General features: G+C 64.4%; 23 protein-coding genes. 14 read left to right on the top strand and 9 right to left on the bottom strand.

What is annotated here, in order from left to right:
* Positions 1-81: 81 nt before the first annotated feature.
* Genes JWP83_RS28115 through JWP83_RS28105 form a run of 3 tightly spaced genes read right to left on the bottom strand, consistent with a single transcriptional unit; the run spans position 82 to position 2,302 of the window.
* Complete coding sequence (locus JWP83_RS28115) at positions 82-696, bottom strand: PaaI family thioesterase (RefSeq protein ID WP_297738149.1); 615 nt, start codon at positions 694-696, stop codon at positions 82-84.
* Positions 693-1,313 carry a cysteine hydrolase gene (locus tag JWP83_RS28110; protein ID WP_297738147.1) on the bottom strand — a complete coding sequence of 207 codons (621 nt, stop codon included), beginning with the start codon at positions 1,311-1,313 and terminating at the stop codon, positions 693-695. Before JWP83_RS28110 ends, JWP83_RS28115 begins: the two co-directional genes overlap by 4 nt.
* On the bottom strand, positions 1,310-2,302 hold the full coding sequence (locus JWP83_RS28105; RefSeq protein WP_297738145.1) for a Rieske 2Fe-2S domain-containing protein: 993 nt from the start codon (positions 2,300-2,302) through the stop codon (positions 1,310-1,312). The genes JWP83_RS28110 and JWP83_RS28105 overlap by 4 nt, the downstream gene beginning before the upstream one ends.
* Positions 2,303-2,386: 84 nt before the next feature.
* Between JWP83_RS28105 and JWP83_RS28100 the strand changes: the two genes are divergently transcribed.
* From JWP83_RS28100 to JWP83_RS28090, 3 genes are all read left to right on the top strand, one after another.
* A complete protein-coding gene (locus JWP83_RS28100; protein WP_297738143.1) occupies positions 2,387-2,833 on the top strand; it encodes a nuclear transport factor 2 family protein in 447 nt (148 codons plus the stop codon).
* A 105-nt stretch (positions 2,834-2,938) separates the two neighbouring features.
* Positions 2,939-4,069: an alpha/beta hydrolase gene (locus JWP83_RS28095; RefSeq protein WP_297738141.1), complete on the top strand. Its 1,131-nt coding sequence runs from the start codon at positions 2,939-2,941 to the stop codon at positions 4,067-4,069.
* Positions 4,070-4,446: 377 nt separating this feature from the next.
* Positions 4,447-5,487 (top strand): TIGR03857 family LLM class F420-dependent oxidoreductase, encoded by a 1,041-nt coding sequence (locus JWP83_RS28090; RefSeq protein ID WP_297738164.1) that lies wholly within the window; start codon positions 4,447-4,449, stop codon positions 5,485-5,487.
* A gap of 75 nt (positions 5,488-5,562) precedes the next feature.
* Here JWP83_RS28090 and JWP83_RS28085 read toward each other — a convergent pair whose 3' ends face one another.
* On the bottom strand, positions 5,563-7,068 hold the full coding sequence (locus JWP83_RS28085) for an acyl-CoA carboxylase subunit beta (protein WP_297738139.1): 1,506 nt from the start codon (positions 7,066-7,068) through the stop codon (positions 5,563-5,565).
* An 86-nt stretch (positions 7,069-7,154) separates the two neighbouring features.
* On the opposite strand from JWP83_RS28085, the gene JWP83_RS28080 reads away from it, so the two are divergent.
* The 3 genes from JWP83_RS28080 to JWP83_RS28070 all read left to right on the top strand — a co-directional run bounded on the left by JWP83_RS28080 (position 7,155) and on the right by JWP83_RS28070 (position 10,307).
* Entirely contained in the window at positions 7,155-8,177 is a 1,023-nt protein-coding gene (locus JWP83_RS28080; RefSeq protein WP_297738137.1) for an LLM class F420-dependent oxidoreductase, read from the top strand.
* Positions 8,178-8,188: 11 nt separating this feature from the next.
* Entirely contained in the window at positions 8,189-9,409 is a 1,221-nt protein-coding gene (locus tag JWP83_RS28075) for a cytochrome P450 (RefSeq protein WP_297738162.1), read from the top strand.
* 70 nt (positions 9,410-9,479) lie between these two features.
* Complete coding sequence (locus tag JWP83_RS28070; RefSeq protein WP_297738135.1) at positions 9,480-10,307, top strand: SDR family NAD(P)-dependent oxidoreductase; 828 nt, start codon at positions 9,480-9,482, stop codon at positions 10,305-10,307.
* Positions 10,308-11,099: 792 nt separating this feature from the next.
* Here JWP83_RS28070 and JWP83_RS28065 read toward each other — a convergent pair.
* Both JWP83_RS28065 and JWP83_RS28060 read right to left on the bottom strand, forming a co-directional pair.
* A complete protein-coding gene (locus JWP83_RS28065; protein ID WP_297738133.1) occupies positions 11,100-12,311 on the bottom strand; it encodes a LuxR C-terminal-related transcriptional regulator in 1,212 nt (403 codons plus the stop codon).
* A 157-nt stretch (positions 12,312-12,468) separates the two neighbouring features.
* Positions 12,469-13,755 carry a hypothetical protein gene (locus JWP83_RS28060; protein ID WP_297738131.1) on the bottom strand — a complete coding sequence of 429 codons (1,287 nt, stop codon included), beginning with the start codon at positions 13,753-13,755 and terminating at the stop codon, positions 12,469-12,471.
* A gap of 319 nt (positions 13,756-14,074) precedes the next feature.
* Between JWP83_RS28060 and JWP83_RS28055 the strand changes: the two genes are divergently transcribed.
* Genes JWP83_RS28055 through JWP83_RS28045 form a run of 3 tightly spaced genes read left to right on the top strand, consistent with a single transcriptional unit; the run spans position 14,075 to position 17,134 of the window.
* Positions 14,075-15,307: an acyl-CoA dehydrogenase family protein gene (locus tag JWP83_RS28055; RefSeq protein ID WP_297738160.1), complete on the top strand. Its 1,233-nt coding sequence runs from the start codon at positions 14,075-14,077 to the stop codon at positions 15,305-15,307.
* 1 nt (position 15,308) lies between these two features.
* On the top strand, positions 15,309-16,046 hold the full coding sequence (locus tag JWP83_RS28050) for an SDR family oxidoreductase (RefSeq protein WP_297738129.1): 738 nt from the start codon (positions 15,309-15,311) through the stop codon (positions 16,044-16,046).
* Positions 16,043-17,134: a phosphotransferase family protein gene (locus tag JWP83_RS28045; protein ID WP_297738127.1), complete on the top strand. Its 1,092-nt coding sequence runs from the start codon at positions 16,043-16,045 to the stop codon at positions 17,132-17,134. The genes JWP83_RS28050 and JWP83_RS28045 overlap by 4 nt, the downstream gene beginning before the upstream one ends.
* A gap of 151 nt (positions 17,135-17,285) precedes the next feature.
* On the opposite strand, the gene JWP83_RS31385 is transcribed toward JWP83_RS28045, so the two are convergent.
* A complete protein-coding gene (locus tag JWP83_RS31385) occupies positions 17,286-18,455 on the bottom strand; it encodes a DJ-1/PfpI family protein (RefSeq protein WP_367185686.1) in 1,170 nt (389 codons plus the stop codon).
* 59 nt (positions 18,456-18,514) lie between these two features.
* Entirely contained in the window at positions 18,515-19,036 is a 522-nt protein-coding gene (locus JWP83_RS28030; protein WP_297738125.1) for a flavin reductase family protein, read from the bottom strand.
* 295 nt (positions 19,037-19,331) lie between these two features.
* Here JWP83_RS28030 and JWP83_RS28025 point away from each other — a divergent pair, with 295 nt between their 5' ends.
* The 5 genes from JWP83_RS28025 (at position 19,332) to JWP83_RS28005 (ending at position 22,440) form a co-directional block, all read left to right on the top strand.
* A complete protein-coding gene (locus JWP83_RS28025; RefSeq protein ID WP_297738123.1) occupies positions 19,332-19,505 on the top strand; it encodes a hypothetical protein in 174 nt (57 codons plus the stop codon).
* A 103-nt stretch (positions 19,506-19,608) separates the two neighbouring features.
* Entirely contained in the window at positions 19,609-19,767 is a 159-nt protein-coding gene (locus JWP83_RS28020; RefSeq protein WP_297738121.1) for a hypothetical protein, read from the top strand.
* 149 nt (positions 19,768-19,916) lie between these two features.
* Positions 19,917-20,498: a UbiX family flavin prenyltransferase gene (locus tag JWP83_RS28015; protein WP_297738119.1), complete on the top strand. Its 582-nt coding sequence runs from the start codon at positions 19,917-19,919 to the stop codon at positions 20,496-20,498.
* Entirely contained in the window at positions 20,498-21,994 is a 1,497-nt protein-coding gene (locus JWP83_RS28010) for a UbiD family decarboxylase (RefSeq protein WP_297738117.1), read from the top strand. The genes JWP83_RS28015 and JWP83_RS28010 overlap by 1 nt, the downstream gene beginning before the upstream one ends.
* The gene (locus JWP83_RS28005) at positions 21,994-22,440 is read left to right on the top strand and encodes a tautomerase family protein (RefSeq protein WP_297738115.1); all 447 of its coding nucleotides are present in this window, start codon (positions 21,994-21,996) and stop codon (positions 22,438-22,440) included. The genes JWP83_RS28010 and JWP83_RS28005 overlap by 1 nt, the downstream gene beginning before the upstream one ends.
* Here JWP83_RS28005 and JWP83_RS28000 read toward each other — a convergent pair.
* On the bottom strand, positions 22,423-22,986 hold the full coding sequence (locus JWP83_RS28000) for a hypothetical protein (protein ID WP_297738113.1): 564 nt from the start codon (positions 22,984-22,986) through the stop codon (positions 22,423-22,425). The genes JWP83_RS28005 and JWP83_RS28000 overlap by 18 nt on opposite strands.
* Position 22,987 lies beyond the last annotated feature (1 nt).

Raw genomic sequence — 22,987 nt, 5'->3', positions numbered from 1 at the left:
CGCGGTCGGGGATGGCTGCGGCGACGGCCGTCGCTACTGCGGGAACGGTGAATTGTGTTGCGGTGTCTGACATTTTGCCTTTCACGGCTGGTGGGGTAGCAGGCGGACCATCAGGCCGTTGGCTTCGCTGAGCAGTGTGCCGTCCGCAGCCGTCATGCTAGCGGTAACGAAGAATTTCCTGCCGTCGACGTCCGAGATCCGGCCCTCGGCGGTCAGCGGCTCGTCGATCGGAGTGATGCTGTGGTAGTCGACGTGCAGGTATGCCGTTCGGGTAGGGGGAACTCCGGCGGTGGAGACGACCATCCCGAATAGCCAGTCGTAGAAGAGGGGGATCATGCCGCCGTGCACGGCGTTGTTTCCGCCCACGTGGGAGCGGGTGAAGTGCCCGTACCTGGTGACGCCGTCCGGTCCGGATTCGGTGAGCATCCATGGTGGCAACAGTGGATGTCCGAGCCCGGGCAGTTCGATGACCCGCCCGCCCGGCGCCACGCCCTCGGGCACCTGATGCCCGTCCAGGAGCGCGCAGGCCTTCTCTACGTGCTCGGCCGCGGTGCTCCACATCGAACCATTGGTGGAGACGGCCAGGTCCTGCAGTCGGCGCATCGCGGCGACGAACCGCCCCAGCCCGGAGGGCGCGTGGTCGGCCGGCTTGATCTCGGGGAATCCGCCTCGAACCCCGTGCGCGGTGTCGGTCATGGGCGCTGCCATGCCCGAAGCAGGTCGCCGGTCGTGGTGATGCTCGCGAGCAACGACAGCGTATTGGCGATGACGGCGGCACCGTAGTCGACGGGCACGCCGGCAACGGCGTCCTTCGGGACGACGACGCGGTAGGCGGCATTGACCGCGTCCATCACGACGTTAGGGATCGCGATGTTCAGCGAGACACCTACCACGACGATGGTGGACACCCCGAGGTTGCGCAGCACCGCGTCGAGGTCGGTGCCGCCCATCGGCCCGACGCCATGCCAGCGGCTCAGAACCAAATCGGTTGGCTCGGGACCCAATTCGGATAGCAACGCCGCTCCGGGAGTGCCGGGAGTTATGTCGACGTCGCTGCGGCCGATGGCGAAGATCTTGGCGTTGTGGTTGGAGCCGAGCCCGTCGGGGCGTCGCTGCACCAGGCAGTGCACGACGTGCACCCCGGCCGCCCGCGCGGCCGGCAAGAGCCGCACGATGTTCGGCAGGGCGACGCGGCGCGCCTCCTCCGCCAGCACCGCCAGCCCGGCGTTCGGACCGATGACCGCGCCCTGGCATTCCTGGGTGACGATCGCGGTGTGCTCGGGCGCCGCGATCTCCGTAAGCTGGGGCGTCATGCCGGCACTTCGTAGAACTGCAGCGCCCACTTGCGCAGCGCCATATACCCTTTCGCGTCCGCCTTGGACAGCGGTGGATGTTCCACGTAGCTCTGGTAGCGCCAGATTTGCAGGTCGTCGAAGACGGTGGACAGGAACTGCCTTTCGATGATGTCGCGCAATTTGCCGTGCGGCACGTCGGAGGTGTCGCCGGGGATGCGTGGCCACCAGATCGAGTAGAACAGGTCCGAACACTCGTCATCGACCGGTGTGCAGGTGAAGATCAGCCGGTGATTCTGCGCGCCCTCGAAGACGCTGATCGCGCCGCCCAGGCCGAACAGGTGGCTGTGGAACCGCAACGCGAGATCGTCGGGGTTGTCGCTACCGGCGTCCGGCCAACCGGCAATGAATTGCCACTCCTGCTCGACGATCTTCCAGTCCAGCACCCTGGGCGTCACCGTGGCGTGGTGCACGTATTCGAAGTGGGCGCTGTCGGGGGCATTCTCGGCGACGATCTGCGGGTGCACCGGTTCGCGCTCGGCGCGCCGGGAGAATTCCGGATACGCCCGGTAATAGGCCGCCGGATCGGTCTCGAACTGCGGGAACTTGTGGAAGATGTCCGGCATTTCCCACTGCGGCTCCTTGCCGTCCGGCTGATGCCAGATGAACACGCAGTCGTACTGCTCGCGGACCCGAAACACCCGCAGCCGTAGCGCGCGGTTAGGTCGGTCCGGTTGATAGGGGATGTAGCGGTTGGTGCCGTCGGGGCCCCAGCGCCAGCCATGGAATGGGCACTCGACGCAGTCGCCGACCACCTTGCCGCCGTGGCCGATGTGGGCGCCGAGGTGCTTGCAGTGCGCCTCCAAGACGTGCAACTCGCCTTGCTCGTCGCGGTAGGCCACCAGATCCTCGCCGAAATATTGCAGCGGCCGCACCTCGCCGATGGGGAATTCGGGCGACCACCCGACCATGAACCACCCCGTTACCTTCCAGGTAAAAGGCACTTTCATGCCGGCGCCCTCCCGTGATCGTTGATACTAAGTCCGTTACAGTATAGATTTCAGCAGTTCGGCCGGTTAGCGGCAAGGAGCGAAATGACTGAAGCGGCTGACGAGCTGGAATCGATCCGGCAGCTCAAGGCTCGCTACTGCCGGTTCCTGGACACCAAGGATGTCGATTCTTGGCGCGCCGTGTTCGCCCCCGACGTGGTGGTCACCCTCGACATGGCGGTATCCGCCGGCGGCGCCGACCCCAAGACGGCGCCGCCGTTGGAAGGCGTCGAGAGCTTCGTTCCGATGGTGATGGGCGGCCTGGAGAACGTCGCGACGATGCACCATTGCCACACCCCGGAGATCGCCCTCACTTCGGCCACCACCGCGACCGGCATCTGGGCGATGGAAGACCTGCTCGTCTTCGCCGACGGCCGCGAGATGCACGGCGCCGGTCACTACCACGAGACCTACGAGAAGCAGGACGGCAGCTGGCGGATCAAGACCCTGCATTTGACCCGAACGATCCTGAAGATGAGCAATGGCGGATAACGCGCGCTTCGACGCCCTGGTCATCGGCGCGGGATTCTCGGGTCTGTACACGCTGCGGCAGCTCGGCATCCGGACCCGGGCTTCAAGCTCGTATAGGTGAGCGGCATGTCGTGGGCGACGCGAGGGCTGGGCCTCTCCAGGGAGCTGGCCCGCGAGCTGGGCATGCTGCTGCCGCGCACGGTGGCCGGCCTCAACGAATCAACCGGCTGGGTCCCGGCGTCGCCGCGCGGGGTGCGTCAGTTCGGTGAGGTCATGCTGGACGAGCTTGTGCTGAGCGGCTTTTCGCTCCTGAACGGCAGCCCTGCGGCGATGCGGCCGGTGAACGCGTGTGGCGCGGCGGCCGAGGAATTGTCGGCGCTGGGCATCGATGGGGCGCATGCCGCGCCAAAGCCGTTGCGACCGAAGTCGATACGGCGTGGGCGCTTGCCCGGTTTCGGGGCCGGACTGGCCTACGAGCGGATGACGTTCGAACACGATCCGATGCTGCCGCCGACGCTGGAGGCCGAGGGCCTGGGCGGGCCCGCGCGGGCGGTGGTGCACCTGTGCCGCCACCGGGGCGGGCCGAGGCCGTGGCTGGTATGGGTGCATGGCGCGGGTCAGGGCGGCACGGAAGACTTGCTGCTTTCCCGGATCGGCCGAATCCATCACGGGCTGGGGTTCAACGTCGCCATGCCGGTGCAGCCCGGCCACGGCTGCCGCCGCGGTGAATGGCCCGCCTATCCGGATGTGGATCCGCTGGGCAACGTCGCGGGCATGATGCGCGCGGTGTCGGAGGTGCGTGCCGTGCTGCGATGGGTGCAGCCGCAGGCCACCGCCGTTGTAGTGTCGGGGATTTCGATGGGCACCCCGGTGGCCGCGCTGGTCTCCCACCTCGAGAGGCAGGTCGACGCGGTGGCGCTGTACACGCCGATCCTGGGACTCAACGCGATGATCGCACGACACCTGGCGCGTTGGGGGCAGTCCCGTGCGGGGTTCCGTGAGGTGTTGGGTTCGCCGGAGGTCTCGAAACTGACCTCGGTGATCGACCCGCTGCGGGTTGACCCCGCGCCACCACCGCACCGCCGGCTCATCGTCGGGGCCTGGCACGACCGGATGGCGATGCGTGAGCCCGCGGTTGCGTTGCAGGAACGCTGGGGTGGCCAGCTGTACTGGTACGACGGCGGCCATGTCGGTCACATATTCTCCCGGCGCGTGCAGAGTGTCACCGAGCGTTTCCTGGGAGAGGTGGCCGGGTGATGGCAGCCACCCGGACGGCGCGCGAGGTGGTCGAGCTCTACAACCTGGTGGTGTGGAACGAGCGCAACCTCGACCTGGCCGAGAATTTGCTGGGCGACACCGTCATTCGGCATGAGGTCGGTGAGGCCCACACGCTGACCCACGCTCAGGCGGTGCAACGAGTGGCAGACATGTTGGCGCTATTCGAATCGCTGCGCTTCGATCTCAAGATCGTCGTCGAGGGAGACGACGGCGAACACGTCGCGATCGTCGACGACTCGACCATGACCACCATCGATGGCACCGAAACCAACGTCGCCAGCACCGAGGTGTTCCGCGTCGTCGCCGGCAGGATCACCGATGTCTGGAATTGCGGCCTACAAGCAGGGAGTTCGGAAGTGAGCGAGCGCGCATTTGACGAGCTGGGGTACTACCTGCTCGCCGGGGCCGGCGGCGAGGGGCCGGCAACGCTGATGGACGAGGCCCGCCGCGGCGAGGAACTCGGCTTCGGCACGGCGTTCATCTCCGAGCGCTGGAACGTCAAGGAGGCGTCGTCGCTCGTCGGGGCGGCATGCGCGGTGACTACCCGGATGCAGATCGCCACGGCCGCAACCAATCACAACACCCGCCACCCGCTGATTACCGGCTCGTGGGCGACCACCATGCATCGGCTCTCCGGCGGCCGATTCACGCTGGGCATCGGACGCGGCATCGCCGCGATCTACGGGGCGTTCGGCATACCGGCGGTGACGACCGCGCAGATGGAGGATTGGGCCCAGGTCATGCGCCGGCTCTGGCACGGCGAGGTGATATTCAACCACGACGGCCCAATGGGCAAGTACCCCATCCTGTTTCTCGACCCGGGCTTCAGGGAAGACATTCGCCTGGCGTTGGTGGCATTCGGGCCCCACACGCTGGCGCTCGGCGGCCGGGTCTTCGACGACGTGATACTGCACACCTACTTCACCCCGGAGACGTTGCAGCGCTGCGTCAAGACGGTCAAATCCGCCGCGGAAAGTGCGGGCCGCGACCCCGGCAGCGTGCGGGTGTGGTCGTGCTTCGCCACCGTCGGCGATCATCTTCCCGAACAGCTGCGGCTGAAAAAGACCGTCGCACGGCTGGCCACCTATCTGCAGGGGTACGGTGAATTGATGGTGCGGACCAACAACTGGGATCTCGGTGTGCTGCAGCACTTTCGGGAAGACCCGGTGGTGACGTCGGTCGCGGGTGGGATCGACCACAAGGCCACGCCCGAGCAAATCGAGCACATCGCGACGCTGATTCCCGACGAATGGCTGGAACCGTCGGCCACCGGGTCGGCCCAGCAGTGCGTGGACCGCATCCGCGAGGAATTCGACTATGGCGCCGACGCGGTGATCATGCACGGCGCGACGCCCGACGAACTCGAGCCCGTGGTCGCGGCCTATCGAGCCGGGTGATCAGTCGCGAGCGTGCGCAGTTGTACGCCCGTTACGGCGTGTCGCCGTACAGACACGCACGCTCGCGCGGGGAAATCAGGGCATGATGACGGTCCGCGCCACCGGTTCGGCGGCGGCTTGCCGGCTGGAGAGTCCGCGCTGCAGGGCGGCGAGCAGGGCGTCACGCGTCTCGCGGGGGTCGATGAGCTCGTCGAAGCCCATGTGCTCGGCCGACCGGTATGACGCCTCCAGCTCGGCGTTGCGCAGCTTCGTGGAGAGGTCCTCGCCGGCGTGCGATGCGCGAGTGAGCGCCGCGGCGCTCATCGCGCCCATCGTCGCGCCCGGATAGGCGAAGGTCGCGACCTGGTGGTCGAAGCTCAGCAGCGACATCACCATGGAGCCGAACCCGTACGCCTTCCGCAGCGTGACGTGCAGCTTCAACGTGGTGGCCGCGGTCTGGGCCGCGAACATCCGCGCGCCGGCGCGCAGCACGCCGCTGCGCTCGGATCGGCTGCCCGGGAGCATGCCGGGGTTGTCGGCGAGGAAGACGATCGGCAGGTGAAACGAGTCGGCCACCGTGATGAAGTGCGCCGCCTTGTCGGCGGCGTCGGCGTCGATGGATCCGGCCAGCACCTGGGGCTGATTGGCCACCACGGCGACCGGGTGACCGCCGAGGTGGGCCAGCGCGCAGATGACCGCCTTGCCGAACTGCGGTTGCACTTCGAACCAGTCGGGACTGTCGAAGACCACGTCGAGGACGGCGCGCATGTCGTAGACGCGGCGGTTGTCGCGGGAGACGATGTCGAGCAGCTCCGGCGTCGGTCGCGGCGCGGTCGTCGCCCCTCCCTCTGAGGCGGGCTGTGACGGCGGGTAAGACCACGCACTGCACGGAAAATAGGACAGGTAGCGCCGGACGTCGTCGAGCACGGCCGCGTCGTCCTCGGCGACGTTGTGGATGACGCCGCTGGGTATAGCGACGTTCGGTCCGCCGAGGTCCTCCTTCGAGATGTCCTCTCCGGTGGACTCTTTGACGACGGGAGGCCCGGCGGTGAAGATCGCACCGTGGGCGCTCATGATCCGGAAGTCGCAGACGGGGGCCACCAGCGCGCCATGCCCGGCGGAGGGGCCGAGCACGGCGGCGACGGTCGGGATACGGCCCGAGCACTGCGTCTGGGCGAGCAGATCGGTCGGGCTGCGCCCATAATGCCCACCGGTGGGACGAAAGCCGGCGCCTTCGAGCAGCATCACCAGCGGGATCTTGTCCCGTAACGCCAGTTCGGCGATGCGGTATCGCTTGGAGTTGCCTCCGGGGCCGATGGTGCCCGCCATGGTGGTGAAGTCCTCGGCGCCGACCATCACCGGCGAGCCGTTGATCGAACCGGAGCCGACGACCAGTCCATCAGCCGCGATATCGCCTCCCACCAGCGTGCCGAACTCGCGGAAGGTGCCCGCGTCGAGGAGCCGCTCGATTCGCGCGCGGGCGTCGAGCTTGCCCTTGTTGCGGTGCTTGTCGAGGCGCTCCGGCCCGCCCATTCCCAATGCATGCTGACGGCGACGCTCGAGATCGTCGAGCGTTTCGCCCCAATCCTGGGCTTTCGTCATGCCTATGTCCTACCTCATGGGAGATTCGTCGTGCTGCTAGATCAGCCAGGGTCACATACTGAATTGCTTACTGTAAAGTTACCCGCATGGGTAGCGTCCCCCGCCTCAAGCTCGACGGGGGCATTCCCAATCAGCTCGCCCGGGTGCCCGATGCGGCCGGCGCGCTGGAGCGAAATGGTTACGACGGCGGCTGGACCGCCGAAACCAGTCACGACCCGTTTCTGCCGCTGCTGCTGGCCGCCGAACACACGTCGAGACTCGAGCTGGGCACCAACATCGCGGTGGCGTTCGCCCGCAATCCGATGATCGTCGCCAACGTCGGCTGGGACCTGCAGGCGTATTCGCAGGGCCGGTTCATCCTTGGCCTGGGCACCCAAATCCAGCCACACATCGAGAAGCGGTTCAGCATGCCGTGGAGCCACCCGGCGCGCCGGATGCGCGAATTCGTCGCCGCGCTGCACGCCATCTGGTCGGCGTGGACGGACGGCACCAAGCTTCGCTTCGAAGGCGACTTCTACACGCACAAGATCATGACCCCGATGTTTACGCCCGAGCCGCAACCCTATTCGGCGCCCAAGGTGTTCCTCGCCGCCGTCGGCGAAGCGATGACCGAGGTGTGCGGCGAGGTCGCCGACGGCCACCTTGGCCACCCGATGGTCTCGAAGCGATACATCACCGAGGTCAGTACCCCGGCGCTGGTGCGCGGCCTGCAGCGCGCCGGTCGCGAACGCGACGATGTCGAGCTGTCGGCCGAAGTCCTGGTGGCCACTGGTGAGAACGACGCCGAGCTGCAAACCGCCGCCGCCGCCGTGCGCAAGCAGATCGCCTTCTACGGATCAACGCCGGCCTACCGCAAGGTTCTGGAGCTGCATGGCTGGGGCGACCTGCACGAGGAATTGAACCGGCTGTCCAAGCAAGGGGAGTGGGACGCCATGGGTTCGCTCATTGACGATGAGATGCTCGCGACCTTCGCCGTCGTCGGCCCGGTCGACGAAATCGGTACCGCCCTGAAAAGCCGCTGTGCGGGCGTGGTCGATCGCGTCCTGCCGATCTTTATGACCGCTTCGCAAACCTGTATCGCCACCGCACTGAAGGAGTTTCACGAGTGAGCACGCCGACGATGGACGACGCCGCCAAATTATTGACGGATCCGTTGGCCTACACCGACGATCAGCGGTTGCATGGGGCGCTGACTCACTTGCGTGCCAACGCTCCAGTGTCGTGGGTGGATGTGCCCAATTACCACCCGTTCTGGGCGATCACCAAGCACGCCGACGTCATGGACATCGAACGCGACAACATGCTGTTCACCAACTGGCCACGCCCGGTGCTGGCGACCAAAGAGGGCGACGAGCTGCAGGCCGCGGCGGGCGTACGCACGTTGATCCACCTGGATGACCCACAACACCGGGTGGTGCGCGCGATCGGCTCAGACTGGTTTCGCCCCAAGGCGATGCGGGCGATGAAGCTTCGCGTCGACGAGCTGGCCAAGATCTATGTGGACAAGATGATGGCGGCCGGACCCGAGTGCGACTTCGTCCAACAGGTCGCGGTCAATTACCCGCTCTACGTGATCATGTCGCTGCTCGGCCTGCCGGAGGCCGACTTCGCCCGCATGCTCAAACTGACGCAGGAGTTGTTCGGCAGCGACGACAGCGAGTTCAAGCGCGGTAGCACGGAAGGGGATCAGCTGCCCGCGTTGCTGGACATGTTCCAGTATTTCAACGCGGTGACCGCTTCGCGCCGCGAGCATCCGACCGAGGACCTCTCGTCGGCGATCGCCAACGCGCGTGTCGACGGCGAGCCGCTATCGGACATCGACACGGTGTCCTACTACCTCATCGTCGCCACGGCCGGTCACGACACCACCAGTGCGACGATTTCCGGCGGCCTGCAGGCACTCATCGAGAATCCGGACCAGCTCGAGCGACTGCGCGACAATCCCGACCTGATGCCGCTGGCCACCGAGGAGATGATCCGCTGGGTCACCCCGGTCAAAGAGTTCATGCGCACCGCCGCCGAGGACACCACGGTGCGCGGAACACCCATCGCCGCAGGCGAATCCGTGCTGCTCTCATACGTGTCGGCCAACCGCGACGAGGATGTCTTCGACGACCCGTTCCGCTTCGACGTCGGGCGCGAGCCCAACAAGCACGTCGCCTTCGGCTATGGCGTGCATTTCTGCATGGGAGCTGCGCTGGCCCGCATGGAGGTCAACAGCTTCTTCACCGAATTGCTGCCCAGGCTCAAATCCATTGAGCTGACCGGTGATCCGGAATTGACTGCCACCACCTTCGTCGGCGGCCTCAAACACCTGCCGGTGCGCTACTCGCTGACGTAGGCGGCCCTGAGGCGGGGGCCGCCCCAGGGCCGCCATCGCGCTCGCTACACTCCCTGTGGAGGACTACGCAATGGCGCACAGGACGATCGTCATCACCGGTGCCAGCGACGGGATTGGCGCCGCAGCGGCCCGTCGGTTGCGCCGGAACGGCGAAAACGTTGTCGTGGTCGGTCGGTCGCAAAGCAAGACCGCCGCGGTGGCGGCGGAATTGGACGCGGACTATTTCGTGGCCGACTTCGCCGAGCTGTCTCAGGTGCGGGCCCTGGCAGACAAGATTCGTTCCGACTACTCACGGATCGACGTATTGGCCAACAACGCCGGCGGCATGTTCACCAAGGTCCACAAGACCATCGACGGCAACGAGATAATTTTTCAGGTCAACTACCTCGCGCCTTTCCTGCTCACCACGCAATTGATGCAGCTGCTCCTCGATTCCCGCGCCACCGTCGTCAACACGACCAGCTCGTCGCAGAGACTGCTCCCCAGAGTCACCCTCGCCGATTTGGAGAACACAGCCCGACGTCGGCCCAGCATTGCCTACGCCCTCACCAAACTGGCAATCGTCTTGTTCACCAGGGAATTACATCGCCGATACCATGCCGGCGGACTATCGGCTGCTGCGTTCCACCCGGGGTATGTCAACTCCAATTTCGGCGAAGCGTCGGGGTCACGGTTTCTCGTATTCATGAAGTACCGCGCACCGATAACGGCCCGATTCACCGTGACCCCGGAGGAGGCCGCCGACCAGCTGGTCTGGCTGGCGTCGAGCACGCCCAGTGTCGATTGGACTTCCGGCGAGTACTACTCGAAGGGCAGAACCGCGAAAGCCAACCGCGCGGCCCACGATCCCCAGCTAGCTCGCGAGTTGTGGGATCGCACTGTGGCAAAGGTTGGTTAGGTTGGACACGTCGAGCCCCACGCGAGCGTGACGGTGACTGCCGAGCGTCACGCCAGCGTGACGGCAGACCGGTCTTGGTAGGGCGGCCACAAAGGGGCTGTGTGGGCCCACAACATCAAGACCCCTACTGAAGGCGGCCTGCGCGCGAACCATTTAACACGTCGAGGTTCGCCGAGCCAGGGACACGAAATGACGACGTTTTCCCAACGGCTGCATCATGCCATCGGTTGCCGCGAGTCATGGGCGGTGTTCAGTCCCGGCCGCGGCTGGCGGTACCGACTGGTCCGCGTGTGGGATCCAGACACGTCATGCTGGGTCTTTGGCCGTGTTGGGTTGGACCCACCGTGCGCAGCCACTGCATCCGCTGCTGGCGCCCAAAGACACGATGCCTAAATGCTTGACGCTGAGCGGGTTCGATTGCGGCCTGCATGAGATCGAGGGCCCGCACTGGGAACATCTGTCGGCAGGTGCGGCGTGACTTCCTTCATAGCAACGACGATGCCGCGCAGCCACCGACGCAAGCACGATATGCGGATGAGGTGCTACTTCACCCGGCCGCTGGGGCAAATCGCCGACCGATCCGTTCATGCGACGCACATCGTGGTGTCGCATGGCAGGCACGCGCGGGCGACAACACGCGGGACCACAATCTGCGCCTGGCGATCTGACTGGCCGGCTGGCACATCGAGGTCTACGACGAACTGGGTGAGCAACCCCCTCGTCTCAGCGCGTGATAGTGCTCCACCGCAAGGTGAAGGGAAATAATATGTGGTAAACCGTTGCGCGACAGCGTTATTGCCGGTGGACAGCGCCACCCGACACGGGACGGCGTTCCAGACTTTCCAGATACGTGGCCACGGCGTGCCCGCGGTTGGCCACGCCGAACTTCTGCAGAATCCGTTTCACGTGCGACTTTACGGTCTCCTCCGACAGGAAGATCGTCGTGGCGATCTCCCGATTGGTCGCTCCTTTGGTCATCAGCTGCAGGACCTCGTATTCCCGACGCGTCAGGTCGGAGACGACCTCGCTGCGGCTCTGCCATGGCGCTGTCGTAGCCGGCTCATCCAATTCCAGCCGCGGAGCCCGACCGCTCATGCCGCCCAGCACGCCCCTGGCCGACTGGGCCAGCTGTTCGGCGACCCGTTGCTGAAATTGCAATTGTTCGATCAGTATCGCCCGTTCCACGATCGGTCCCAGCGACTCGGCGAAGGAGGCGATGACATCACGGTCGATCTCGTCGACCGGACGGTCGGTGAAATACGCATCGCCGTGGATCGTCGCGACGACCTCGCCGTACGCGATCACCGGCGCACCGACGTAGTTGGCGGCCTGCATCTTTTGCACGATCGGTTGAAACGCGTCGGGGTCATTCAGCGCATCGGTGACGATCGCCGGGGAGCGTCGGCGGACGATCAGCGCCTCAGGACGTTTCGGCGCCAGATCGTATCTCGTGTGAGCCGAGAACTCTTGGCAGTCCCGGGCCCATTCGTCGTGGTCGGCGAAAACGGTGGCGACGGCTTGCAGCACCCCACCCTCACGCCGGAACACCATGAAGCGCTCGAGTCCCGGAAGATCGCACATCGTCGTCGCCGCCCGCTCGAGCAGGGCCATGACCCCCAACGATGGGGACAGCCGCGTGCTCACCTCTTGCCCGCTGGTGAGCAAATGCAACCGCTCCTCGTTGACGGCCTCACGATGGCTGGACCGAATGTCCTGAAGCTCGATGGCGACCTCGCACAGCCGTGCCAGCTCGCGCGAGTCCCCGGAGGCGGCCCGGTCACGCATCGCGCGAAGCAGTGCACCGTGGAGTTCGTCCGCACGATCGCCCAGCTCTGCCAGGAATCGGTCCCGCCGGGCATCGACGTCGCCGAGTCGCTGAACCGGCAGCATATTGGCAGCCTTGGCGAACGCGCGCTGGTACCGACGGACTAGCGCGGTGGACGAGGACTCCCAGGCGTCTCGCGGCTGCTTCGGGCCGGATGTCGACCAAAGATCAATCGGCATCGTTCCTCCTCGGTATGCGCGCAGCCACGCACATGATGGACATCATTATTGACCTCTGCGGCTCATAAGCCAGCTCGATTGCTATTGCTCAACGACCAGCGATCACTCGCCTACCCTCGGCGCCGCCTGGCATCACTTCTCACCGCGCAACCAAATATCAAGCGGCCGAGGCCCATAGGTTCATCCCGACGGTGTGCGGGTACGCCATCGCGGCCGCCGGGTTGGCGCGGACCAACATCTCGGACAGCCGCGGGATCTTGTTGAGCTCTAAGAACCACAGCAGGTTGTGCCGATGCCACGGTCGCAGAGCCGCGCGGATGGCGTCGTCGGGGTTCACGCCGCGGATCACCGCTTCGGCCCCGACGACTCCGCCGGCGAGACTTGTCACCATGCCGTCGGCGTAAACCACCGGCGCGCCACCCGAGTAGTGGCGCTTGAGCTCGAGCGTGCCCGGGGTGGACGGCGCCACGGCGCCCCATGGTGAGGCCGGTACCAAGGCGCGGCCGAGGGTCTGTTCGGGGTCGTCGGGAATCAGGTTCATCGCCGCGGCGACGCCGAATAGCTGCTCGGTCATGATGCGAAGTTCGGCATCTTTGTTGAACGTGCCGTTGCGGTCGACGACGCGGGCGTAGATCCCGTACCAGGTGGAGCGTGGCGATAACGGGTCACGGAAGGGGGTGAAGTACCCCACGTCGATGGCTCCTGCGCGCCGCACCACGGGCGCGAACGCGGTCTGGGCTTCCAGCGGGTAGCTGACGCCGCGCTCGGGTGCGATGAACGGGGCTTGCACTCCGAAGACCATCCGTTTCGGGGGCCTGGCCTCGCCGCCCATCAGTGTGGGCACGGTCGTGGCGTTCACGAGCAGGGGATGCCGTCCGGCGCTGAAGCTGCGGAGGTGGGAGGCGGACTCGACCTTTTCGTCCACGAATTCGATCGCGAGCTTGGACGCCAATTCCTGCATGCCGCCGACCACCCTGCTGTTCCGCAGACCATAGGCGATCGGTCGGTTGTCCGGAAGTCCGTTCTGCCACTGCCCCCGCTTGCCGAATCGCCAAGACCGTCCTCGCTGTAGCGCCATGGCTGCGGTCTGGCGGTAGCACACCGGCGGCGTCTCGATGGACCCGGACATCACCGCGAGGATGTCATCCAATGTCGTGTCCAACGCGGCGCTCATGAAGTCGACCGCACGCCCACGCAAGGTGACGCCGTTGATCAGTCGCCGTGACTCGACAACCGGGGGTGCAACGACTGTCACCTTGCCGTCGAATAAGGGGCTTTGCGCAAGCCAGCCGGCGAACGCCAGGGCACCGATCCCGTTGCCGGCGATGACTGCCGAATCGTAAGCGCAGGCGCCACGGCCCTTGATGGTCTTGTTGAGGAAGTCGCAGACTGATTTCCGTCGAGCCAAGTCGGCGCCACGAACGGTGCGCTCCGGTGCGTGCATCTTTGCCTCTTTCGGTCAGCGGTGTGGTGTCGCGGATCGCGTTGATTCAAAACGTATCTGCGGACATCAGCTTGCTGTGGGCGAGAGTGCCGGTCAATCGTGCCGGCGACGAAATGGCCACAACGGGTGAGAAAACTCCCCCCTCGCTTGGACGAGGGCAACGCTGCGGCGTGGCGAGTGAGTTTCGTACTCCGAAAGTGGGATTCCGCCGCTTCGGCGGTGTTGTCGGCACGGCAAGTCATGCATCCTGATGCTGGTATGCCCACCCGACGGATCGAAACAACCTCAAGGAGTTGTCATTTCCGATCAATTTGCTTCCCTGTTCGAGTCCTCGGATCGAGCTGAGCGGTATCGGGCACAGCTGCTGGACTTCATGGATACGCACGTGTATCCGGCCGAGCCGGTGTATGACGCTCAGATGCGCGAGTCGGGGAACCCTCATCATCACCCGCGGATCGTCGAGGATCTCAAAAGTGAGGCGCGTCAGCGGGGTTTGTGGAACTTGTTTCACCCGCATCCCCAGTGGGGGCCCGGATTGCCCAACCTTGACTATGCCCCGCTCGCTGAGATCATGGGCCGAAGTCCCCACCTGGCACCCGAAGCGTGCAACTGCAACGCTCCGGATACCGGAAACATGGAGGTGCTCACGCTCTTTGGCACCGATGAACACAAGGAGCGGTGGTTACGGCCGCTATTGGAGGGCGCGATCCGCTCGGCCTTCGCGATGACCGAGCCGGCGGTGGCGAGCTCAGATGCGACCAATATCGAACTGCACATGGACCGCGACGGTGACGGTTATGTGCTCAACGGGCGCAAGTGGTTTGCGTCCAATGCGATGCATCCCAACTGCCGAGTGCTGATTGTGATGGGAAAGACGGACCCAGCGGCTGCACCGCACCGACAGCAGTCCGTGGTGGTTGTCCCGATCGATGCGCCCGGGGTGCGGATCGTGCGAAATCTGGCTGTGTTCGGCTATCACGATCGTGAGGGCCATGCCGAGATCGAGTTCGACAACGTGTGTGTGCCGGCGGGCGATCTGCTCAAGGGCGAGGGTGAGGGTTTCGCCATTGGCCAGGCGCGGCTGGGGCCCGGTCGCATCCACCACTGCATGCGTGCGATCGGCATGGCCGAGCGCGCACTCGAATTACTTTGTCAGCGGGCCGATTCCCGGAATACCTTTGGATCACCGCTCAGTGAGCGGGACAACATTCGCGACTGGATCGCCGAAGCACGCGTCGAAATCGAGAAATCGCGGCTGCTGATCCTCAAGACGGCCTGGCTAATGGACACCGTCGGCAACAAAGAAGCGAAAACCGAGATCGCCGCCATCAAGGTCGACGCTCCCAACGTCGCGCTCGGCGTGGTCGATCGCGCGATCCAAATCCACGGCGGGCTCGGGGTGACCGAAGATGCGCCTCTCGCAGGATTCTGGGCGCACCTGCGAGCGATGCGAATTGCCGACGGCCCCGACGAGGTCCACAAGCGAACGATCGCGCGGCAGGAACTGTATAGGCAACGAATACGCCGAGACGGCGCGGTGGGAGGCGCCTGACATGGCTGGCATGGATCTCAAAGGAAAAACCGCGCTGGTGACCGGCGCGTCTCGCGGAATTGGACAGGCCGCGGCACAATGCCTAGCCGATCTGGGTGCGAACGTTATCCTGACGGCTCGCACTCAGGATGCGGCTGATGCCGCCGCCGAAAAGATCGGCGACGCAGTGGGGTTCGCTGCGCACGCCACCGATGAGGACGCCGCCCGACGATGCATTGGCTTCGCGATTGAACGGTTCGGGCGCCTCGACATCCTTGTCAACAATGCGGCGACGAACTCCGCGTACGGTCTACTGACCGAGCAGCACTACTCCGGGTTCCACAAAACGATCGACGTCAATATGTGGGCCCCGATCATGTGGTCATCCCTGGCGGCGCGGGCATGGATGACCGAGCACGGCGGGGCGATTGTGAACACCGCATCGATCGGGGGACTGGCTACCGAGCCGAAGCTTGGGGTCTACAACGCGAGCAAAGCCGCGCTGATTCAGCTAACCAGACAAAGCGCCGTAGAACTGGCACCTACCGTGCGGGTGAACGCCGTCGCACCCGGCGTGGTCCGCACCAAACTCTCCGAACTGCTGTGGGGTGAGCACGAGCAAACCCTTGTCGACTCGCTGCCGCTGGCACGCATTGGTGAGCCCGAAGACGTCGGCTGGGCCATCGCTTTTCTTGCCTCTGACGCCGCAGCCTGGATCACCGGCCAAACCCTGGTCATCGACGGAGGAGCGATCCTATGAATCCCCCAGCCGGCAATCCTTCCGCCCCCTCCGACACCACAGTCAAGGACTCGTTGGTCATGGTGGAGGGTGTCGAGCACGCCAAGCTCACCGCCTGGTTGGGCGGGCTCGATTCAGACCTCACACCGCCGGTGATGGCTCGGCGCATCGGCGTCGGTCAGTCGAACCTGACCTACCTGCTCTCCGATGCGGCCGGCCGCCGGTGGGTGCTCCGCCGCCCACCGATGGGCCAGCTGCTGAGCTCGGCTCACGATGTTCTGCGCGAGGCGCACATCCTGTCTGCCCTCGCGCGCACCGGTGTCCCGGTGCCGCGAATCTATGGTGTCGCCCAGGGAGGCCAAATCGGGGATGAACCACTGGTGCTCATGGAGTTTGTGGATGGTTTGGTCATCAGCGATGTGGCGGCCTCGCGAACCTTGCCCGTACGGGCTCGCCACAGCGCGGGTATCGCGTTGCCTGAGACCCTCGGGCGAATCCATGCGGTAGACCTCGGCGCGGTCAACCTCACTGATCTGGCCAGCCATTCACCGTACGCGCAGCGTCAGTTGAAGCGGTGGTCCGGCCAGTGGGGGCGGTCGAAGACACGTGAACTCGCCAACCTCGATCTGCTCACCGATCGGCTCAGGGCCGCGGTTCCCCCAACGCGGGAGCTGACGCTGGTCCACGGCGACCTCCACCTCCGCAATATGGTCGTGTCCGCCTTCGACGGCGAAATCCTGGCAGCCCTGGACTGGGAATTGGCCACGCTGGGCGACCCGATCGCCGATCTCGGTACCACGCTGGCGTACTGGCCAGAAAACGACGAAACAGTCCTCCCCGAATTCCGTGCCCTGTTGTTACCCGGCTATCCCAGCCGCGCGGAGTTGGTCGAACGGTACTGCGTCATAACCGGACACGGCGTCACCGACGCGGAGCTGGGTTTCTGGCACTCGCTGGCGTTGTGGAAGATCGCCATCATCGCCGAAGGCATTCTGAGGCGGGCACAACAGGATTCACGCAACCGTGCCGACTCTGGCGTTCCTGATCACCAGACTGTGAATGACCTCGTTGCGTTGGCACACGACATCGCCGCAAGGGCAGGGATCTGATCTGCCGCTTATAGCGGGGGTATCCGGCCTAGCCGAAGGCGGCTGCTGCGTTGGTAATCGAGTCGACATGGCCACCGAGCTGCACGCGCATGTCACCCCCTCGCCGCAGCGCAGTGTTGTGGCGAGGGGGTGACGGCTGTTGGTCCGGCGGCTACCTGGCCCGTGTGGAGGGGTGGCGGCTGATCTGCTGCACCTGCTCTGCCAAGCCTTTGAGCGTCTGCTCCATGCCGGTGCGGAGGTGCCGCGCGCGGTCGTGGACCCCGACCATGTGTTGGATCGCGAGAACCGGCGCGGCCTGGGGCTGCATTTTGGTCATCGTCAATGTGACCTCGGTTCCTTCGTCCGCGGCGGCAAGGTCGTAGCGCCACACGGTCTTCGATGGCCACGCAACATCGAATGCGAAGGTGCGTCCCGGCGCGTCTTGGGTGACCTTGCACACCGTGCTCCACCGGTACAGCGGGCCGATGTGGTTGTAGCCCTTGAACTTCTTGCCGTGGGTGATCCACTTGGCGGCATGGGTTTCGGGGCTGCGTTGCCCGATGGTGGTGATATCGCTGATTACGTCATAGGTCGTCATGGGATCGGCTGGGATCAGCCGGCTGACCGAGATGTGCAGTGCCGGTGAACTTTGGTCGGTCACCAGTTTGTGGGCCAGCATCGCCGACGAGGCCGGGTTCTGTCCGGCGTAGAGATTTCGGTCCACCACCAGGTAAGGCCGCAGCGGAAGCCGGCCTTTGCTATAGATCGCCCCGGACTCCACCAGGCGGTCTTGCAGCAGCCACGGGGCTTTGCGGGCAAACGGGTTGAATCGCTCCTCGGCGTTGGACAGTGCCGTCATTCGATAGCCCTCAAACGGCCATGTCCCGTCCTCGCGGCGCGCCGCCAAGGTGGCCGCGGGCCCGTGGCACAGCAAGGCCAGCGGCCGACCGGATTCCAGCACAGCGGTCAGGATCCGGCCCGAGTCGGCGTCAACTGCCAGGTCTTCCATCGGGCCGTGTCCTCCCGGGTAGAACACCACGTCATAGTCATTCGGGTCGACATCGGCCAGTACCTTTGGATGGGTCAGTGCCGAATCAAGTTGGCGCAGATAGTCCGCCACGGCCCGGGTCTTTGACGGCAGGCCACCGGCGAAGCCGAGGCTGAGCCGGTCTACGGTCGGCGCCACCCCGCCCGGAGTTGCGATGGTGATGTCCCAGCCAGCCGCCGTGAAAATTTGGTGCGGTTGCGCCAGCTCCTCGGCCCAATATCCCGTGGGATGGCTGGTGCCGTCGTTGAGGGTCCAGCGGTTCGCGGCAGAAACCACGATCAGTACAGAGGTCATTGCAAAATTTCCTTTCCAAACTAGAGACCTACGTCAGCGACTCCGTGTGAGTCCGACGCTCACAGCGGAGCCAGGCCGGCGAAGGCGCCGTCGCAATACACCAATGGGTCACCTGACTCACCGAAATGGGCTCGGGTGATCAGGCCGACGAAGATGGAATGTGTTCCCACCTCGACGATGTCGTCGACGCGGCAGTCGAACGTAACGAGACTGTCAAAGAGCGCGGGAACATCGCTGGGCAGGATTGTCCAGTTCCCTTGCTCGAACTTCGCAGAACCACGCACCCCGTGCATGCCGGCGAAGCGTTTCGCCAGATCGTGGTGATCGGTGCGCAGCATGTTCACTCCGAACCTGCCGGTCTGTTTGACGGCGGTCTCCAACTCCAGCGAGCGGTTGAGGCAGCACAGGACGCTGGGCGGCTCGGCTGTCAGCGACGTCACCGCGGTTGCGGTGACCCCCAGCGGGCCGTCGGGGCCGATGCCGGAGATGATGCTGACCCCACCGGCCAGGCGGCGCATCGCGAACCGAAAATCCTCCGCGCTGATTGTGGAGTTTTTGTCTAATGTGGCCGTTGCCTGCATTTGTTCACCTCTTCTTAGTGGTGTTGATATTGAAAGTGCGTTGGCAGTAACGCGTCTGGTGGCATCAGCCTCTGTCGGGTGTGGGCACGGGGTCAATCGGTTCGGCGATGAAATGCCCACATGGGGTGAGAAAACCAACCACGCGCGCCGGGAAGGACTGTCGGCCGTTGCCCCGCCCGCGGCCAAGCGCAACTCGTTTCCCCCTTCGGGGGAGAAAAACAACCCCTTTGAGGCTAACCCCCGTTGACCTGCGGTGATTGCATGAGATGTACGGATTACACCAAAGGAGGACGTCATGGTCATGCCTCATGCGACCGGCCATGTATTCGCCAGCGACGGTTGCCTATTGCGCGTTGACATCATCGCGGGCCGATGGGTAGCCAGCCTGTACGGTTCCAATCTTGTTGTCAAGCAACGGGTTACCGGGACCAGCGACGAGGTGTACCGACAGATCAAGAAGTGGTGGTAAAGAACTCTCGCTCTCGCCACCGGGCGAGTATCGCGCAGCGTCGCGCGTCCTTAGAAAACCAAATGCGGAGATCCGCTCAAACGAAAGAAATGTAGGTGAAACGATGCTCCTTCCAATCGCGATACTGGTACTGACTTTGTCCCCGGTGCTGATCCCAGCTCTGGTGACCGCGTTCCATCTCGCCGCCCGACTGCGCAACTCCAACGAGTTCGTGACCGTGCACCGTCGCCCGATGGCTGCATTGGCAACCGAGAGGCATTAAGAGGGCGCAGCCGTTGTCGGCTCGCATATCGACAAACTGCGCCGGTTTGGCGAAGGATCCAATCGAATCGCTTAGAACTACCGTCAAGAGCAAAACAGGATATTGAGTAGTGATTGGAAGTGGGTTGAATGAGAAGGATTGTCGTGGGCATGACTGGAGCCACCGGCGCAGTGCTCGGCATCGAGCTGCTTCGCCGACTGCAACAGTGTCCCGATATAGAGACGCACCTGGTGCTGTCGCGCTGGGCGCGGGCAACCATCCACCTGGAGACGCAGTTGTCGGCACGCGATGTCGAGGAACTAGCCGACGTTGTCCATTCGTGGGACGAGCAGGCTGCGGCGATCTCGTCTGGTTCTTTCCGGGTAGAGGGAATGGTGATCGTCCCCTGCAGCATGAAGACTCTTGCGGCGATCCGGACGGGCTACGCCGACGGATTGATTGCCCGTGCAGCGGATGTGACGTTGAAGGAACACCGCCGACTCGTGCTGGTGCCCCGTGAAACGCCGCTCAGTGAGATTCATCTGGACAACATGCTGACCCTGGCCCGCATGGGTGCCCGCATCGTCCCGCCGATGCCGGCGTTCTACAACCTTCCGGAGTCCGTCGACGACATTGTCGATCACGTCGTGACCCGGATTCTGGACCAGTTCGACATCGAATCGCCAGCCGCCAAAAGGTGGACCGGTGTGCCGGGGGCGAAGGCCTCGAGTCTCAAGGTGGTGAGTCACTGATGCCCAGGGTTGCCGATCTCCGTGAATATCTGCAGGCGCTGGAGTCGCTTGGCGATGTTGAGCATATCGATCGTCGCGTCAGCGCTGTGCTGGAGGCGGCCGCGATCACCCGCCGGTCAACCGAGCAGGGCTGGCCGGCACCGTTGTTCGACACCGTCGAGGACGCAGAGCCCGGGTTCCGCCTGCTTGGTGCTCCGGGTGCGTTGTCCAGTGATCGCCGCTATCCCTTGGCGCGCGTTGCGCTTTCGCTCGGTCTACCGCATGACACGACGGCGCAACAATTGGTCGAGCACCTGGTAGCGGTGCATGGAAAGACCCCGATTCCGCCGAAGCCGATCTCAGCCGATGCGGCGCCATGCAAGCAGAACATTCTGCTGGGCGCCGACGCGACCCTGGATCGCTTTCCGATTCCCTTGGTGCACGCCGATGATGGCGGCCGCTACCCCAATACCTGGGGTGTCATCGTCGCGCAAACCCCCGACGGACGATGGACCAACTGGTCGATCTCGCGCATCATGATGATCGACAACCGCCACATGACAGGCCTGTTCTTGCCTCAGCAACATATCGGGATGATCTGGGCGGAATGGGAAAAGATCGGTAAGCCGATGCCGTTCGCCGTTGTGCAGGGCGGTGACCCCGGTGTACCGATGATTGGCGGGATGCCCATTCCGGCCGAGGTGGATGAGGGAACGTTCCTGGGAACGCTCTACGGCGAACCCGTGGAAGTCGTCAAGTGTGAGACCAACGATCTTGAGGTACCAGCCGGCGCCGAAGTCGTCATCGAAGGCCATGTTTCGATCACCCGTGACGCCACCGAAGGCCCCTACGCCGAATTCCATGGCTACGCGCTTCCCGAGACCTCCCCGGAGCCGGTATACACGATCGAGGCGATCACCTACCGCGACAACCCGATCTGGCCGATAAGTGCCACCGGCCGCCCGCCCGATGATTCGCAGATCGCCCCGGCGGTTGGGGTGTCGGCTGAGGTACTGGCGCTCCTACGCAACGCGGGCCTGCCCATCACCACGGCCTGGCTGCTGGTGGACACGGCCTGCCACTGGATGATCATCACCGTCCCGCGGCATTGGCGCGATGTGCGATCGGAAGCCAGCACCACCGAATTCGTGCACCGGGTCGGGGAGCTGATGAGTACCAGCCGGGTCGGTCACATGTGTCCGGTCACCTACGTGCTCGACGACGACATCGACCCGGCGAACATGTCGGATGTGTTGTGGGCGCTTGGCACTCGTATACATCCGACTCTTCGGCAGGAGCACTGGGAGGTGCCGATCCTGCCGTGGTATCAGTGCTACACCGAGGAGGAACGGCACGGCGGGCGCGGGCCGATTGTTGTGCACGACGGGTTGCTCGCGTCGATCGAGGACGGTGAAGCGCGCGCAGCGACGTTCGACAATCTCTACCCGGCCGAGGTCCGCGAACGTGTGCTAGCCGCCGAGTCCAACTCTCCCCATCCGAAGGAAAGAAACAACTGATGCCCGTCTACCAGTGTTACTACCCGCAAGGGCTACTGGCCAAATCTGCGAAAGCCGAGATAGCCGACCAAATTACCAGCATTCACTGCAACGCCACCGGCGCACCACCGTCGTTTGTCAATGTTTTGTTTCTGGAGCTTCCGGAAGGCGAGTGCTTCGTTGCCGGCAAACCGGCAACGCACTCTTACGTTTTCGGCATCGTCCGGCATGGACGGGACCTCGAAACGCGACAAGGAATGCTGCGAGACCTGTCGCGGATGTGGATAGATGTCACGGGCCAGTCAGACGCCGAACTTATTGTCGCGCTGACCGAAACCGATCCCGCAAATGTCATGGAAGCCGGGTTGATCTTCCCCGAGCCCGGCCAGGAAGAGCAGTGGTTTGAGCAGAACCGTGCCAAGTTAACCCAACTCGGCTGGACCACGGTTTCAAGCGATTCGCGGTAGGACCTCGAGCAGGGCAAGCAAGGGAGCAGCCGCGGTGTTGAGCTGTTGAAGCGCCCGATCGACTAGTGCGGCTGAAGCCTTGTCGGGGCTCGTCGCGTCTGCAGCGAGAAGGTTCACCAGCTGACCTCCCAGCTGTTGGGCCTGCTCTAAGAACGCGCGCGAGGTCTTGGCGTCGATCAGGATTGGGGCGGCGATCAGCAGCATGGTCATGTAGGTGCGTACTTCGTCGGAGGCCGTCGCGCGGTCGTCGGAGCCGCTCAAGGCGTCAGAAGCCGCTCGTGTCGCGCGAGTCGCTTGTACGAGCACGATCGCGGCCTGCGCTGCGGTCGCGCGGGATCGCTCGCGTAGTTGCCGCATCCGCAGCACCTGATCGACGATCAAGACGGTGATACCCAGAACAAGGATTCCTGCTGCTGTCGCGGTGGTGAACGGGTGGGCTGCTAACCAGCTGCGAACCGGGCCGTCGGCAACTTCCAAAACGACGAGTACCAACGTCAGCACCGTCACCGGAATCGTCGCGAACCCGCTTTGCCAGCCTCTGCGCACT

It is taken from the genome of Mycobacterium sp., from assembly GCF_025965855.1.
In the GTDB taxonomy this organism is placed as follows: Bacteria; Actinomycetota; Actinomycetes; order Mycobacteriales; family Mycobacteriaceae; genus Mycobacterium.
The sequence above is the reverse complement of the archived record's forward strand: the minus strand, read 5'-3'. Positions and strand labels throughout refer to the sequence as shown.